The organism is Deinococcus hopiensis KR-140 (assembly GCF_900176165.1).
Lineage (GTDB): Bacteria > Deinococcota > Deinococci > Deinococcales > Deinococcaceae > Deinococcus > Deinococcus hopiensis.
The window spans coordinates 1-14,452 of the sequence record NZ_FWWU01000010.1; the positions used below are offsets into that span (position 1 = coordinate 1).

Below are 14,452 nucleotides of genomic sequence, written 5' to 3' on the forward strand. Positions count from 1 at the left end.
GGGACGGGTATGGTGAACGACGCCGTGTTGCAAAGCCTCGCGCAGAGCCTTCAGGCTGATCCGGACAACGACGACCTCCGGCTTCACCTCGCCTCGCTGCTGCTTCAGAACGGCCGGGCCAGCGAAACCCTGCCTCTGGCGCAACACGTGCTGGCCCGTCAACCCGCACACGTCGAGGCGCTGAAACTGGCGTACTGGTCGGCAGACGAAACGGGAGATCCGGCGAAGGCCGCCGGGTACCAACAGCTTCTGAACGCCTTGACGGGCGTGCAGGTGGCCCGCCCAGGCGAGCATCCAGCGCTTGATCCGGACGGACAGTACGCCTACAGCAGCCGGGACCTGAATCCCTCCGACGCCAATTCTGCCCGCGCCGCGCCGCCGACCCCACCGGCCAACAAGGCCAGGGCTCTGCGGGTTCAGGAACCTGGAGACCCCAGGGACGCCTCTCCGTTCACCGAACCCCACCTGCCCCGAGTGACCTTCGCGGACGTGGCGGGAATGCAGGGGGTCAAGCAGCGGCTGGACCGCGCTTTTCTCACGCCCATGCGGCATCCGGAACTGGCGCAGATGTACGGCAAGTCCCTGCGGGGGGGCCTCCTCATGTACGGCCCGCCGGGCTGCGGCAAGACGTTCATGGCCCGCGCTGTGGCGGGAGAACTGGGAGCAAACTTCCTGGCTGTGGGGCTCGCGGACGTGCTGGACATGTACATCGGTCAGAGTGAACGCAACCTGCATGCGGTGTTCGGGGAAGCCCGCCGCCGGGCTCCCTGCGTGTTGTTTCTGGACGAGGTGGACGCCCTGGGGCGCAAACGCAGCCAGATGCGCAACTCGCTCTCGAACGTCGTGAACCAGCTGCTGGCCGAACTGGACGGAGCGACCGAATCGAACGAGGGCGTGTTTGTTCTGACCGCCACGAACAGCCCGTGGGACGTCGATCCCGCCCTGCGGCGCCCCGGACGTCTGGACCGGACTGTGCTGGTGCTGCCGCCCGACCTGGAGGCCCGCCGCGCCTTGCTGGAACTGCATCTGGACAAGCGCCCAAATGCCGGTGTGGACTGCGCTGCGCTGGCCGCGCAGACGGAGGGGTATTCCGGCGCGGACCTGGCTCACCTGGTCGATTCCGCTGCGGAACTGGCGATGGAAGACGCCGTCCGCAGGGGGCAGGCCCGACCGGTTAAGCCGCAGGATTTCAGCCGCGCCCTGCGGGACGTGAAGCCCAGCACCGGCGCCTGGTTTGACACGGCCCGCAATGTGGCGCAATTTGCCAATGGTGACGGCACGTACGACGACCTCGCCGCTTACCTGCGGGCCCGGAGACTCCTGTAGTGGTCTGATTCAGAAAAGGGCTGGGCGTTTTCAGGTGTAGGCGGAGCTGGGAGACACCGTTCAGAGAAGGGCTTGATGGTGCTTGTTTCGCCGCTGCGGACCACCAACGCGTATTTCGCGTTTGCTGCAGGCAAGGCCTGAAGCTGCGGTCAGGCCCACCCGTTGTCCCCGCTCCCTGAAGGAGAGGACCCACATCTGGTTGCGTTCGCTGCACACCTACACGGGCATGATCTGCCTGCTCACCGGATTGTTTCAGCGCTGCTGCCCGCCCTGACAGAAGGTGCGGGCCTGCCGGTGGTTGGCAAATGTGCGGTGTTCAGGACGGACGGGCAGCCGTCCTGGGACCCTGGGGGCGGTCTCGGCGTCCTCCAGCGCAGGATCTCGGTAGGGCAGGTCAGAAAACAGGATGCGTTGGCCGTTCACGTTTCCCCGTAACGCCAGGCCTCCTGCCCAGGCGCGAAGCAGCGGTGGCCCGCGCGCCTTTGCGTACGGCCCCGCCAAAGGGGTGAACATTCCGCTCTTGCCGGGTCAGAGAAGTTCGTGTTCCAGGGCGTACCGCAGGGCTGCCGCCCGGTTCGGGACCCCCAATTTGGAGAGAATGGAGCTGACCTGATCGTTGGTGGTGTAGACCCCGGTGCCGCGGCGTGCCGCGATCTGCTTGTTGCTCAGGCCGTCTGTCAGCAGGCGCAACACCTCCCGCTCAGCCTGTGTGAGCCGCACCCCCTCTCGGGGTTCAACCTGCGGCGCGGAGGGATGTTGCGGAGCACGCCGTGCCGGGAAGGGAGCGGCAGCTTCGGCCAGGGCCGCTTCCAGCGTGAGGCTGCGGCCCTCCTCGAAGGCGGCCCCGAACGCCGCTTCCCCGCGGGCCCGGGTGTCCTCCAGCACCGGTCCGAACAGGACGGGCTCAAGTTGCGTGGAGATGTTGCGTTCGGTCCGCACCGCCGTGGCTGCGCCCAGGAGGCGCGCGGCGCGGTGGCCGTGTCCGTCCATGACAGCGGCGACGGCAAGGCCGTACAGACAGGCCGCGAGTTCTGCCGGATCGTCGGTCGCGTGCGCGCCCCGCAGGCCGCGCCGCAGCAGCGCCGCTGCGCCCAGGCTGTCCTGGCGCCGAACGCAGCACCCGGCGAGTCCCAGCGCGCTCCATGTGGCCATGTTCTGCTCTCCGGTGCGGTCGCCGATTTGCAGCGCCGACCGCAGGGCAGCTTCCGCCGCCTCCAGCTCTCCCCGCAGGGCGTGGGTCCAGCCCACCACGCCGTGCGCGAACAGGGCCAGCCAGGGACGCTTCAGGTGTTCGGCGGCGGTGAGGGCCCGGGCACAGGCGTGCAGGCCCTCGCCGTACCGCTCGGGGTACGCCATCAGGGACATGCTCAGCAGGGCCGCCGCGTAGGCCTCGCGCATGGTGTCCCCCACGGCGCGGAAGGATGCGCCGGCCTGGGTCGCCCGCTGGACTGCCTGCTGGAAATCGCCGCGCCGGAAGGCCAGCCAGGTCAGCGCGTACTGCGCCCGGGCCGCGGCCTCGCCCGCCCGCCCGGCGACCGCCTCCAGGTGGATGGAAGCGCGGTCATCGGCGCGGATGGCCCAGGCCCACGCGCAGTTCCAGGCGATCTCGCCCACGGCGCTCAGGTCTCTGACCTCCAGCCGGTCTTGCATGGCCGCCAGGAGGTTGGGCTGTTCCGCCGTCACGCGCGCCAGCCAGTCCACCTGCCCGGCCCCCTCAAGGCCCTGCTGCACCTCCGCACTCCAGCGCAGGTAGTACCCGGCGTGGCGTTCACGCATCTGGGCGAGTTCCTGGCGCCGAACCAGTTGCTCCAGGGCATAGTCACGCAGCGTCTCCAGCATCGTGAACCGGGGCACACCGCCGTCCAGCCGCCGCACCAGGCTCTTCTCGACGAGGGAGGCCAGGGCCTCGAGAACGTCGCCCCCCTCGTCGCGGCACACGTCCTGGGCCGCCTCGTAAGACCAGCCCCCCACGAAAACGCCCAACCGGGCGAACAGCCGCTGTTCCGGAGCGGAGAGCAGCGCGTAACTCCAGTCGATGGTCGCGCGCAGGGTCTGCTGCCGCGACGGTAGATCCCGCGCTCCACTTCCCAGCAGGTTGAGCCGCTGATCGGCCAGCCGCGTGAGGATCACGGCGGGTGGAAACAGCCGGACGCGCGCCGCAGCGAGCTCGATGGCGAGCGGCAGGCCGTCGAGTCGGGCGCAGATCTCGCTGACGTCGCTCAGGTTGCCCGCGTGCAGTTCAAAGGCGGGCGATATCGCCCGGACCCGCTCGCTGAACAGCAGGGCCGCCTCCGCTGGCGCGCCGCCGTGGCCCTCCAGGGAGAGGGGCGGCACCGGGTACTCGTGCTCTCCGTACAGCCGCAGCGGCGCGCGGCTGGTGGCGAGGACCGTCAGGTCTGGCACGGTCCGCAGGAGCGCTGCCACGTCCCGGGCCGCCGCAAGCAGATGCTCGAAGTTGTCGAGGACCAGCAGCAACTGCTTGTCGCGCAGGTGGCCCTCCAGGGCGCTCAGCGTGGTGTGGTGCGACTCCTGCACCCCCAGCGTCCTGGCGATGACGGGCAGGACGTGTTCGGCCTGCTGAACCGCCGCCAGGGGCACGAAGACCGCCCCGTCCCGGTACTGCGGGGCGAGTCGCCGGGCCGCTGCCAGGGCCAGCCGCGTCTTGCCGACGCCGCCCGGACCTGTGAGGGTCAGCAGGGAAACGTTCGGCCAGTTCAGGATCTCCCGCACGCCGCCGAGTTCGCGTTCCCGACCCACGAGGGACGTGACAGGCTCCTGAACCGTCAGGGTCATGGCCGCCGCCCGCTCACCGGTCATGCGCTCCATTCTACGGGGGTTCCGGAGGGACAGGGAGCTGCCCCCCCCATCCCGAGGGATGGGGGGGCAGGCCTATCCCAGGAATTCGGGATGACCCGGCGCACGCGGTTTCCTACTGTGGTTGCAAGGCGCTGGGCAACCACACCAACGCGCCTGATCCGACGGGAGTCTTTCATGAATGCATCTGCCTTGCCCTCCAGCCTGGCCCAGCCGTCCTCCACCGGTCCCCTCACGCTTAATGTGCTGGGCGTGGACGTGACCTTCAAGCTCCGCGCCGCCGATACAGCCGGTGCCTACTCGCTGTTTGAAGCCAGCGTTCCCCCCGGTGCCGGAACCCCGCCGCACCGTCAGCCGCTGGAAGAGGAGGCGTTTTTCGGCCTGGAAGGCGAGGTGTCCTTTCAGGTGGGTGAGGAGCGGGTGCAGCTCACGCCCGGCGCTGCCACCATCGTGCCCCGGGGAGTCCCCCACGCCTTCGTGAACGCCAGTGGCCGCCCCGCACGCATGCTGATCCTGGTGTCCCCCGGCGGAATGCACGAGCGCTTTTTTGAAGAGCTCGGCACGCCCGCACATCCGGGCCAGGCGCCAGCGGCCCCCGCCGAGGTGGATGTCGGGCGCGTCACGGAAGTGGCCGCCCGCCACCACATGGAAATCCTGCCCCCCACGTTCTGAGGGACCCACCCCAGCCAGCCCCTGCGCGCGCTGACGTTGAGCCACATGGCCCTGCCCCACCGCGCGCTTCTCGAGGAGTCTCCATGCCCTTTCAAGTTGTGTTGGCCCCCCCACCCACCCCAGTTGAGCCAGAAGCTCACCCTCACGGACCTCGCGCGGCAGGACGCCCGTTTCACCCAGGCCCGGCACCTGCGGATACGCGACGTCCTCGCTGACGTTGTGCAAGACAGCGCTGATCTGCAAGGCGCGCACCTCAACTTGCGCTGCGGGCGGTCCGAGTGGCGTGGAACGCCCGGCAGACTGGATGGGGAGGGGACCTCCAGCGGACCGTCCCCTTTTCACGGCTGGAGCGAGTCCACCCTGATCTATGGGCTGGGCCTGGACCTGGGCGAGACGGACGTGCGGGCCACGACTTCCGCGCGGCTCCTCGCGGAAGTGAGCGAATGGCCCGCGGGGCTCGTGTACACCTTCCGCCGCAGCGCAGAAGGTGTGCCGCACGTCTCCCGGCGGCTGAACCTGAGCAACTTCATCGACCGCCTGGAATGCGACTTCCTCGCTTGCCTGGCTGCCGCGGACCTCAGCGTGGTTCGCGCCCACCGCCTGGTCGCCGGCGGGCGCATGGACGTCCTGCGGGCGTCACCCTGGTGGGTATGACGTGGAAAGGCTGGCCACTCAGCGTCCGCAGCAAGCCCTGACGCCTTACATCTGCGCCACGTGCGGCACGCAGCACGCGCCCTCTGCCGTTCCGCCCGCACAGTGCCGGGTGTGCGAGGACGAGCGGCAGTACGTGGGCTGGATCGGTCAGGCCTGGACCTCGCTCGAAGCCCTGCGTGCGTCTCACCGCGTGCGCGTGTGGGAAGAGGAGCCCGGCCTGCACGGCGTGGGCGTGACGCCCTCACTGATGATCGGGCAGCGCGCCCTGCTGGTGCAGGGCGCCTCCGGTAACGTCTTGTGGGACTGCCTGCCTGTGGTGGACGACGCCGGACTCGCGGCCATCGCGGCGCTCGGGGGCGTGGACGCCATCGCCATCTCGCACCCGCACTACTACGGCGTGATGGTGGAGTGGGCGCACGCCCTGGGCGCCCCGATCTACCTGCATGCCGCCGACCACGAGTGGGTGTGTCGCCCGGATCCGGCCATCCGGTTCTGGGAGGGGGCGTCGCTGGCGCTGGGCCCTGACCTCACGCTCGTGCATTGCGGCGGACATTTCGCGGGCGGTGCCGTGCTGCACTGGCAGGGCGGGGCGGGAGGTCTGGGGGCGCTCCTCACGGGAGACCTCATCAACGTGGTGATGGACCGGCGCTGGGTCAGCTTCATGTACAGCTTTCCCAACCTCATTCCCCTCAGCGCCCACGCGGTCCGCTCCATTGCAGCCGCGGTCTCGCCGTATCCCTTCGAACGGCTGTACGCCGCGTGGGCAGACAAGGTGGTGTACCGGGACGCCCGTGCGGCGGTGCGGCGGTCAGCCGAGCGTTACCTCGCCGCGCTGCAAGCTCCCTGACCCGGTTGCCGTTTGCAGTCCCCCCGGCGGCTTCACAGGGGGACTCGGAAAGGGGTTTTATTTGAACGCGCGGAGCGGGAAGTTCAAGGGCGGTGCAGGTGGACCGCAAAGAGAAAGGGCGTGACCAGGGCGAGGCCACCGGTGAGCACGCCCCGAAGTCATCCGGCCAGCAAGCAGACCTCGGTCAGGAGTTGCAGGGGTCACTTCAGCAGCACCAGGGCGGCGTCCAGCTCGTGGAGGGGCGCGCCCTTCCGGTACACGATCAGATACTGCACCGCCTGGACAAGCTCAGGAAGAGGGGGGGGCGGGTCCGCGGGAAGCGGGTTGGCGCACCCCGTTCGGCCCAGGCAGGTTACGGCCCGCGTCATGTGCGCACCACCTCCGCCCCATAAATAAGTAAAACCTGCGTCAGCACGTCTTCAAGATGCACTTTGTTGTTCGCAGCATCAGTCGGTATCCATCCCAGAGGGACGTTTTGTGCGTTGATCAGTTTCCCCACCGCCCCAGGTCTGGAGGACCGATGTGAATTTACGCCGTGATCAATAAATCACCGCTTTGCCTCAAGCCTGGACTGTGGCAGGCCGAGCCTCGGGGAGAAACGCCCGCCGCATATTCAGGTCTCCTTCCGCGCCAACGCTGCTCAAGTCAAACGCGTGCTGGACAGCCAGAAATTACCCGCTTCAGATCCGGCTGCATGATTTGACAACACGTGAATACCAGACTATATTAGAGGAATCAAGGCGGCCTCCGGGTCGCCTTCTCCTTTTGAATTCCCCTCAACCCTCCAGACTGCGGATCCCTGAACGATCCTTGGTGGCTGAGCTGACAGGTGGAGAGGTCTCCCTTGGCCGGCCGTGATCAACGGCAAGACCTACGTGCCCGTCAGCGTGCTACCCGCGCTCGGCGTGGTGGTCAGTTCCCCGGGAGGTGTGGTGCGGCTGGGTACTGGCGGTGCGGCCAGCCCGGGCGCCCAAGGCAACGGCGCGGGCCAGAAGGCCAGCGCCGAGGGCTGCGTGAACGGGCGGCTGTTCAACGGCATCTGGCGACTGCGCGTCACCAAGGTGCAGCGCGTGCAGGACCAGTACTACGGCGAGGGCTGGGGCGTCACCGTGAAGATTCGCAACGGCACCACCCAGACCCTGCGCCTGGACGACGCGGGCATCCACTACAACGGCGCGGTGCAGGTTGATTTCGCTGATGGCAACAGCTGGGCCAAGAGCTGGCGCGCGGGCTGGCAGGACAAGACCTACGCCAAGACGCTTTAGGGCGGCGGCACCATCTACGAATTCCAGACCTTCCCCGAAAGTAAGATGGATGCCGCTGCCGTCTCGGCCTACGCGCCGCAGAATAAGAGCAGCAGCTCTCATACTCAAAGTTCATTTGAGAACCGTATGACAGGGGTTTCGCGGCGCGTGAGCCACCCATCTGCCCGCAGTGCAGGGGCGTCCGCACCGTGAACAATGGTTATGCCCACACCGGCAAGCAGCGTTCCCTCTGCCGGGGACGGCGTTCCCGGTTCACCCTCAACCCCAACGGGCGACGGACCTCGTGAGAAAAAGAAAAGGCGTGGCGTGGAGCAAGGCCGCTGCGCCTTCCGACAACCACATGGATTCTGGCGTCCTGCAAGTACCGCACGGGGTCACGCCCTTCGGGGACCCGCTCTAACGCAGCTTCTGCCACATGGGGACTTGGATCAGCCACCGTCTGAACATGGGCGGTGCGCTGTACCTGGTGCTGTACCCCTGCTTCGCGGAAATGTCCTCAGCAAGGGCATTCCTGACCCGGGCGTGCTCCGGATACCACTGACGGTAGGCGGCAAAGCGTCTTGCACGCTGCGAAAGGCGTGAAGACGTGATCGGTCCACTGAGGCGTCGCGAGGGCGGCCGTCCGGGAGCAAGGTCAAGCCCAGTTCTTTCGGGAACCGGGCGGCCAGGCCGGGGGCGCCGCGTGACACAGTCGGAGGGCAGGGCGCAAAGGCAGGCACGTCTACTCGAGGCCCCGAAACTGTAAGGGCGACATTTCCAGCATCCAGGGTGACGTCGGGCGAGAGCCCGCGTGCAACGGGCTGGACGGGGAGGATAGCGTACGGACGAAAGCGCGTTGCCCCCGCCGTTGCTGTGCGTCCGACACGCGCTGGGACGGCGGGAGCCGCGCAGCATGTCCTCGAGAAGGCCGTGCTCAAGCACGGCCAGGAGGGGCTTTGTTTACCTTTGCCCAAGATGACGGGTCATTCTTTGACGAATAGGATTCCCGACTTTACATTCTGTGAGTTCTGGTTTACTCTTTGTCTCAGGAGGGCAACATGCAACCACTTCAAGCCGAACGCAGGCAGGAGCTCATCGCCCAGTACCACCGGGAAGCCCAGCAGTACCGCCTAGCTGCCGCCGTCACCGTCCCCTTCCGCACCCGCCTCGCCCAAACACTCCGGTCCCTCGCCAGCCGCCTGGAGAGTGCCCGAGTCGACGTGAAGTCCACGTCCGCGCTTCCCTCCTCGTTCTGAGGGGCGATCGCGCGCAAAGGCCGCTGGGCTCCGGAAGCGGCTCCCGACTGTCACGCAGGGCATACCCGGTCCTCCGCCCGAATGCCACGTACTTCGCGTAAATCTCCGGGTTGTGGAGCGCCCCATTCTGCAGGTCCGGGCGCACGTCGTGAAGCAGAGCACGCAGACGTTTGACCTTGGCGCAGCCAAAGTGTGCCGGGACATTCACGCCTTGCTTCCCTGCATTCCCGGACGCTCCAGACCGGCCCGTACGAAGCGCCAGGCTACGGAACGGGGGCGAAGAGGCCGAGGAAGCTCCGCTCCTGAGAGGAATTCCCCGAGGGATTCCCAGAACCCACCGGTGTCACCGTGGATGGCGCAGCCCTGGGGCAGCCGAAGGTGAAGAAGGGTCAGGCGCCGGTGGGTCGGCCCCAGGACAAGGCGCGGGTCTGCAGCGTCAAGCAAGGCGCCCGCACCCTCAAGACGCAGGAGGCGGTCACGCCTGAGGGGCAGCTTGTTCACCCCAGCTCAGGTGCTTATGGCCGCACGCACGGCATGAACGTGCTCTGGCAGTTCCGTTGGATCAACCCCGCTTGCCCCGGCGTCCGGGTGTGGAGAGACCGCGGCTACATCTGGCCGCAACGGGTCTGCCCCAAGCGGAAAACCACCGTGCCCGTCAAGCGCCTGAAGAAAGGCAAGTTGAGCGGCGAGCAGCCCGAACGGAACCCTCTGTTCTTCACAGTGCAGATCATCCCCGAGCACGCCATCAACAGGATCAAGGCCTTCCGTGCCTGCAAGGCGCGCTTCAGGAACAACCCCAAACCGTATGGGGTGGTCGGGTGGCCTTCCTCCGGCAGACCCCCTTGCCGCCTGACTTCCGGGAGGAGGGGCCGCCGGGTTTCGCCTGACCGCCCCTCCCTCGACGGCGCAATGGGTCTTGAGAACGCTTCGCGGCCGGACCTGCACCCGCGCGCTTCTCCACCCCGCAGTCACCGTGCCCGGCCGCCCAGTTGCGCGGCGTGGGTCCCAGGTGTTTGCGGCCTACGCATTGGCCTGCACGTTCACGGGAGGGGCCGGCGAAACGGTCACTGCGCCGAGAACGTGGACGAAGTGATGGCCACCCGTACATCTCTGCGGCTCAGGACAAAAGCGCCTGCACGCTCCTCTGGAACTGGTCGGCATTGAGCACCGGCCTGCCATGTCCGAAAGCAACGACTTCAGGCTGCAGCGCGGTGAGGCGTTGGATGCTCTTGCGATTCATCTCGTGGTCCACCGTGAACAGTCGGGGAGGTTCTTTTATTCGGGTCTGCCAACTGCGAAAATCCAAGTTCACCAGAACGTCGCCCAAAATCAGAACCCTGTCCTTTTCTCGCCAGAATGCCAAGTGCCCCGGAGCATGCCCCGGGGTTTCGAGCACTTCAAAGCCATTCAAATCGTCGCCTTCACGCAACACCCGTTGGACCGCGTGGCCGGGGCCAGTCCAGAACTTTCCCTGTAGGCGCGTGACGATGTTGGTCGGGATGGTGTGCGTCAGGTCACCTCGTTCCATGGCGTCGGCGTCGCTCTGGCTCGTCCATAAGGGCAGACCGAAATGCGTGCACAGCGCATGGCTGGATCCCTGATGGTCTGGGTGGGCGTGGGTCAGCGCGTGGGCACGGAGTCTGATGTGCTGTAGGGCTTGTTTGAGTTGCGCTGCAGATTGACGTATGCCGGCATCAATCAGAATATCTCCAAGGATGTACGCATTAATGGCAAACTTTGGCTGCAAAGCAATCAGATGAACACCAGGCGCAAGACGTTGCATGGACTGCAGTGTGCCCTTACCATAACGTGATATGCCACAACTTCAATCACCCGTTCAAGAGCTGGCATTGCAGGACGCTGAATCAATTCAAGTGCTGCTGAACAGTGAGCAGAGGGGCGCACTTCTCCCCTTTGTGGGGCAGGAGATGACGGTGACGCGGGCTGCGCGGCAAAGTGGTTCCTCGGCCAATACCACTCTGGCGCGCGTGAAACGCTGGGTACGGCTGGGAATACTCAGAACCGTAGGTGAGGAGCACCATCCTCGCGGCGTCTCAAAGGTATACCGGTCGAGTGCGGACGCGTACTGGGTGCCTTACCGCTTCACCTCTGCGGAGAGCCTGACCGAGCTGGCGCGTGCGGTGTATCTGCCCCTGCTTGACCGGATGCTTCGCGAGTACGCTGGCGTGGGTGCTCGGCTTGGCGGGGATTGGGGCCTGTTGTTTCAACGGCGCGGCGGGACCTGGAACATTCTTCCCACGCAGGCCGCGGAGTGCCGCTGCTCTCCTTTGGACGAACCGCTTCCTGCCGCGCTGCTGGAACTTGAAACGCTGGTATTAACCTCCGGGCAGGCCAAGGCGTTGCAGCGGGGCCTGATGCAGCTGCTGGAGCAATACCGTCATGGTGCTCACCCCCACGGAGAGACCTACAACGTGTTCATCGGTCTGGCTCCCGCTGCAGTTTGAGTCCCAGACGGTTCGGGAATCATCCGTGCCATCCCCGCTGCTGCGCAGCTTTGCAAATCCATTTCGCTTCGGCGATTCCACGCCTCTCCATCACCGTTTTTCCTGCTCGCTCCGCTGTTTGATCCCGGATGAACCCGAATCCTGAGCACTAGAATCAACGGACAGCACCGCGGCGCCCGACTTGGCTTTCGCGCGGTACCCCTCCTGCTTCACCGCCCGCGCTGTATGGACCCGATTTGCTCTCCGTCGCTTTACAGGCGCGGGGAACATGTCGGGCGGCGTTACGGTGATGCTCAAGCGTTTTGCTGAATGCGCGCGAGGGCCTTTTGAGCCGGCTTTGCAGCGCGCCTTTCCGTAGACCTCGGGGCCCGTCTGGGTGAGCTTGGCCGTCACCCGGTCCGGCATGGTCTGCGGGAACAGCACGGCGGCCCGGCGGACAAAGCGCACCGCCTTACCCCTTGGGTCTGTGGGGAAGCGGAGGCCTGGAGGGTCTCGCCTTGAGCGAGGGGTTGGGCTGCCCACACTCCTCTGGCGCAGCCATTTGCGTGGATAAGGTAGGGGAGGGGGCCCACGTCCTCATGACCCATCGCGGCGCGGTCGGCCGCTCCAGAGTGGGGGTCCAGACTGTCTCGCAGGGGCTGTGGAGGGTCAAAGCGGTGTTCTCCTTACCGTGGCGAGGCAGAACAGTGGTGCCCGTCGCGCTGCCCCCCTGCGCCTTACCGGCGCACTGGGAGGCAGGTTGCCGCGTGGCTGCTGGCCCCCTCAGCCGTTCAGGTGCCGCAGGGGACTGGTACGGGAAGCGAGGGTCGCCGGAAGAAGGGCCGCGAGCAGGCCAAGGGGAATCAGGGCCAAGGCGCGCGCCGCGAGCGACCAGGTCAGCTGCGGAGCGGCCAGCGTAAACCCCAGGCGCGCGCCGAGCAGCCCTCCACCCACCGAGCCCACCAGGAGCGCCAGACCCAGACCCAGCCCCACACCGAGGGAAACCGTCAGCAGCGTTTCGAGCAGCACCAGGGCAAAGACTGTGCCGCGCCCGGCGCCCAGGGCGCGCAGCAGTGAAACGGTCCGCATCCGCTCGAGACCCGAGGTGTAGACGCTCAGCCACACGGTCAGCGCGGCGATTCCCAGCACCAGGATGGACAATGCCGCGTAGGCCGCCTGACCCTGCAGGAGCGTTTCGCGCGCCTGGGCAAAGACCTGGCCGGGAAAGACAGCCATAGCGTCCTTGTCGGCATTAATGCGCTGCGCCACCGTGTAGATCCCGGCTAAATTCTCGGCGGAGTACAGCACCGCCGTGACCTCGCGCTTCGCCTCTGACGCAGGGCCGTGCACCTCCCAGACCGTTTCGATCGGCGTGAGGACGGCACGGTCGACTGGACCGCCCGTGGGTGCGAGGATGCCCGTAACCCGGTATGGCTCGCCGTGATGGTCCGGCGAGGCCGACTCGGCCTCGCCGCCCTGACGCTCCTCCAGGCCGTGGGATCCCCTGAAGGTGTTGCCCAGCTGGAGCCCGGATGCCTGGGCCACCCGCGCCCCGATCACCGCGTCGTGTTCACGTGCGAACAGTCGTCCCTGAGCGAGCCGGAAATAGGGCGGGGCCGAAGGCTTGAGGCGCTGGTCGAAAAAGCTCCGCGAGGTGCCCACGACGGGAAAGCCCGCATAATTGTCGCCCAGCGCAAGGGGAACCGCACGCCGCGTTCCCGGAGCGTCTCGCAATTCCTGGTATACCCGGTGCGGAAGATTCCCCGTGGGCACGTCCAGGTAGAACAGGGTGGACATCAGCGCTTGCGTGGCACTGCCTGGGGCCACCACAAGCAGGTCGAACACCTGGGCCGCGTCCTGCGCGCCGCGCTCGACCTGGCGCGTGACCAGCGGCACGACGAGCGCAGTGGCCGATGCCAGGGCCACCGCCAGCACGGTGATCAGCAGCGCCACCCACCTTGAGCGCAGGCCACGCAGCGCCGTCCAGAGGGCCAGCCTCACGGCTGAACCGTCTGTGAGAGTGCCAGGCGGCCGGGCAGCGCTTGCGCCACCAGGGGGTCGTGGGTCACCACCAGCAGGGTGGCGCCCAGCTCGGCCGCAGCGCCTTGCAGGAGGGCCATGGTCCCGCGCGCGCGCGCCCGGTCCAGGTGCGCTGTGGGCTCGTCGACCAGGAGTAATCCCCGGACGGTGGGCCACCGCGCGCGCCACCGCCACACGCTGCCTCTCCCCCGTGGAGAGCTGGGCAGGCCGGTGCTTGCAGCGGTCCGCAAGGTCCAGCCGGCCGAGCGTGGCGCGCGCCCGTTCGCGGGCCCGGCCTACCCCTGCGACCCGCAGGCCGAGTTCGACGTTTTCCAGGGCAGTCAGGCCGGGCATCAGGTGAAAATCCTGAAAGACGTACCCCACCTCCCGGCGCCGGAACCTCGCGCGCTCCGCCTCCGACATTCGCCCGATCGCCCGGCCGGCGTAGAGGACCTCACCCTTCTGGGGCCGAAGGAGTCCGGCGAGGACGTGCAGCAGCGTGGTCTTGCCGGTGCCACTCGGCCCAGTGATGGCGAGCTGGGCGCCTGCGGGCAACGTGAAGTCCGGGTAGGTCAACGTGACATCCCGGCTGTGCCGAAGCTGTACCCCCTGCACAGCGAGCGTGGCCCCGGGGGCAGTCTGGGAAGTCAAGAAGGTCTGACCTGATCGGCGTAGAGGCGCACCAGGCTCACGAAGCCCGTTTCCTCGTCCCTCTTCACACCGATGTCCAGCCGTCCGGTCACCTGCAAGCCGCGCGTCGTCGGATCCAGTTCCTGCCCCCGGGGCATGATGACCAGCACGATGTCGGCGGGCCAATCGGCCGCGGTGGTGCAGAAGGGACACGTCGCCATGGGCTGACGGGTCAGCACGAAGAAATCGAGCTTGGGTTTGAGCGGCGGGGCCATGTAGCCCTGCATGCTGACCTGCCGTCCCTTCAGGGACTTGATCTTGTCGCTGTACTCCACGCCGCGCACGGTGGTCTTGCCGTACAGCTCTCCAAATTTCAGACCGGCGGTGGCCGCCTCGGCCCGCGCGTCCGCCAGCGCGGGCCAGGTCAGCAGGGGCAAGGCCCCCAGCAGTTTGACCAGGCTCCGGCGGTTGATCCCTTGTTCCTCACGCGTCATGTCATCTTCCCCCCGGTTCCCCAGTGGAGCACGTTCCGGTCAAAGAGGTGTC

Annotated in this window: 15 protein-coding genes; 8 read left to right on the forward strand and 7 right to left on the reverse strand. The window is 67.0% G+C overall.

Features of this window, described 5'->3' with window-relative positions; all coding sequences use genetic code 11:
* On the forward strand, positions 1-1,326 hold a 1,326-nt coding region (locus B9A95_RS28685; RefSeq protein WP_212648404.1), incomplete at its 5' end, for an ATP-binding protein.
* 252 nt (positions 1,327-1,578) lie between these two features.
* Here B9A95_RS28685 and B9A95_RS34260 read toward each other — a convergent pair.
* Complete coding sequence (locus tag B9A95_RS34260) at positions 1,579-1,749, reverse strand: hypothetical protein (RefSeq protein ID WP_170928824.1); 171 nt, start codon at positions 1,747-1,749, stop codon at positions 1,579-1,581.
* Positions 1,750-1,854: 105 nt separating this feature from the next.
* Entirely contained in the window at positions 1,855-4,143 is a 2,289-nt protein-coding gene (locus B9A95_RS28695) for an AAA family ATPase (protein ID WP_170928825.1), read from the reverse strand.
* Between the two features lie 174 nt (positions 4,144-4,317).
* Between B9A95_RS28695 and B9A95_RS28700 the strand changes: the two genes are divergently transcribed.
* From B9A95_RS28700 to B9A95_RS28710, 3 genes are all read left to right on the forward strand, one after another.
* Positions 4,318-4,812 carry a cupin domain-containing protein gene (locus tag B9A95_RS28700; RefSeq protein WP_170928826.1) on the forward strand — a complete coding sequence of 165 codons (495 nt, stop codon included), beginning with the start codon at positions 4,318-4,320 and terminating at the stop codon, positions 4,810-4,812.
* 123 nt (positions 4,813-4,935) lie between these two features.
* Positions 4,936-5,466 (forward strand): hypothetical protein, encoded by a 531-nt coding sequence (locus B9A95_RS28705; RefSeq protein ID WP_084051051.1) that lies wholly within the window; start codon positions 4,936-4,938, stop codon positions 5,464-5,466.
* Between the two features lies 1 nt (position 5,467).
* Entirely contained in the window at positions 5,468-6,313 is an 846-nt protein-coding gene (locus B9A95_RS28710; protein WP_212648405.1) for an MBL fold metallo-hydrolase, read from the forward strand.
* Between the two features lie 200 nt (positions 6,314-6,513).
* On the opposite strand, the gene B9A95_RS34265 is transcribed toward B9A95_RS28710, so the two are convergent.
* Positions 6,514-6,681, reverse strand: coding sequence for a hypothetical protein (locus B9A95_RS34265; protein WP_170928827.1), 168 nt, complete (start codon positions 6,679-6,681; stop codon positions 6,514-6,516).
* Positions 6,682-7,167: 486 nt separating this feature from the next.
* Here B9A95_RS34265 and B9A95_RS28715 point away from each other — a divergent pair, with 486 nt between their 5' ends.
* The 3 genes from B9A95_RS28715 to B9A95_RS37335 all read left to right on the forward strand — a co-directional run bounded on the left by B9A95_RS28715 (position 7,168) and on the right by B9A95_RS37335 (position 9,977).
* Complete coding sequence (locus B9A95_RS28715) at positions 7,168-7,578, forward strand: hypothetical protein (protein WP_084051052.1); 411 nt, start codon at positions 7,168-7,170, stop codon at positions 7,576-7,578.
* A 1,037-nt stretch (positions 7,579-8,615) separates the two neighbouring features.
* The gene (locus B9A95_RS28720; RefSeq protein WP_084051053.1) at positions 8,616-8,813 is read left to right on the forward strand and encodes a hypothetical protein; all 198 of its coding nucleotides are present in this window, start codon (positions 8,616-8,618) and stop codon (positions 8,811-8,813) included.
* A gap of 399 nt (positions 8,814-9,212) precedes the next feature.
* Entirely contained in the window at positions 9,213-9,977 is a 765-nt protein-coding gene (locus tag B9A95_RS37335) for a transposase family protein (RefSeq protein ID WP_425429985.1), read from the forward strand.
* On the opposite strand, the gene B9A95_RS28730 is transcribed toward B9A95_RS37335, so the two are convergent.
* Positions 9,931-10,596, reverse strand: coding sequence for an MBL fold metallo-hydrolase (locus B9A95_RS28730; RefSeq protein WP_084051055.1), 666 nt, complete (start codon positions 10,594-10,596; stop codon positions 9,931-9,933). The genes B9A95_RS37335 and B9A95_RS28730 overlap by 47 nt on opposite strands.
* A 31-nt stretch (positions 10,597-10,627) precedes the next feature.
* Here B9A95_RS28730 and B9A95_RS28735 point away from each other — a divergent pair, with 31 nt between their 5' ends.
* Positions 10,628-11,278: a hypothetical protein gene (locus tag B9A95_RS28735; RefSeq protein WP_139807114.1), complete on the forward strand. Its 651-nt coding sequence runs from the start codon at positions 10,628-10,630 to the stop codon at positions 11,276-11,278.
* A 90-nt stretch (positions 11,279-11,368) separates the two neighbouring features.
* On the opposite strand, the gene B9A95_RS32810 is transcribed toward B9A95_RS28735, so the two are convergent.
* The 3 genes from B9A95_RS32810 to B9A95_RS28750 all read right to left on the reverse strand — a co-directional run bounded on the left by B9A95_RS32810 (position 11,369) and on the right by B9A95_RS28750 (position 14,400).
* Entirely contained in the window at positions 11,369-11,725 is a 357-nt protein-coding gene (locus B9A95_RS32810; protein WP_139807115.1) for a hypothetical protein, read from the reverse strand.
* Between the two features lie 315 nt (positions 11,726-12,040).
* Positions 12,041-13,927 carry an ABC transporter ATP-binding protein/permease gene (locus B9A95_RS35855; protein WP_245808566.1) on the reverse strand — a complete coding sequence of 629 codons (1,887 nt, stop codon included), beginning with the start codon at positions 13,925-13,927 and terminating at the stop codon, positions 12,041-12,043.
* On the reverse strand, positions 13,924-14,400 hold the full coding sequence (locus B9A95_RS28750) for a hypothetical protein (RefSeq protein WP_084051058.1): 477 nt from the start codon (positions 14,398-14,400) through the stop codon (positions 13,924-13,926). The genes B9A95_RS35855 and B9A95_RS28750 overlap by 4 nt, the downstream gene beginning before the upstream one ends.
* Between the last annotated feature and the right edge of the window lie 52 nt (positions 14,401-14,452).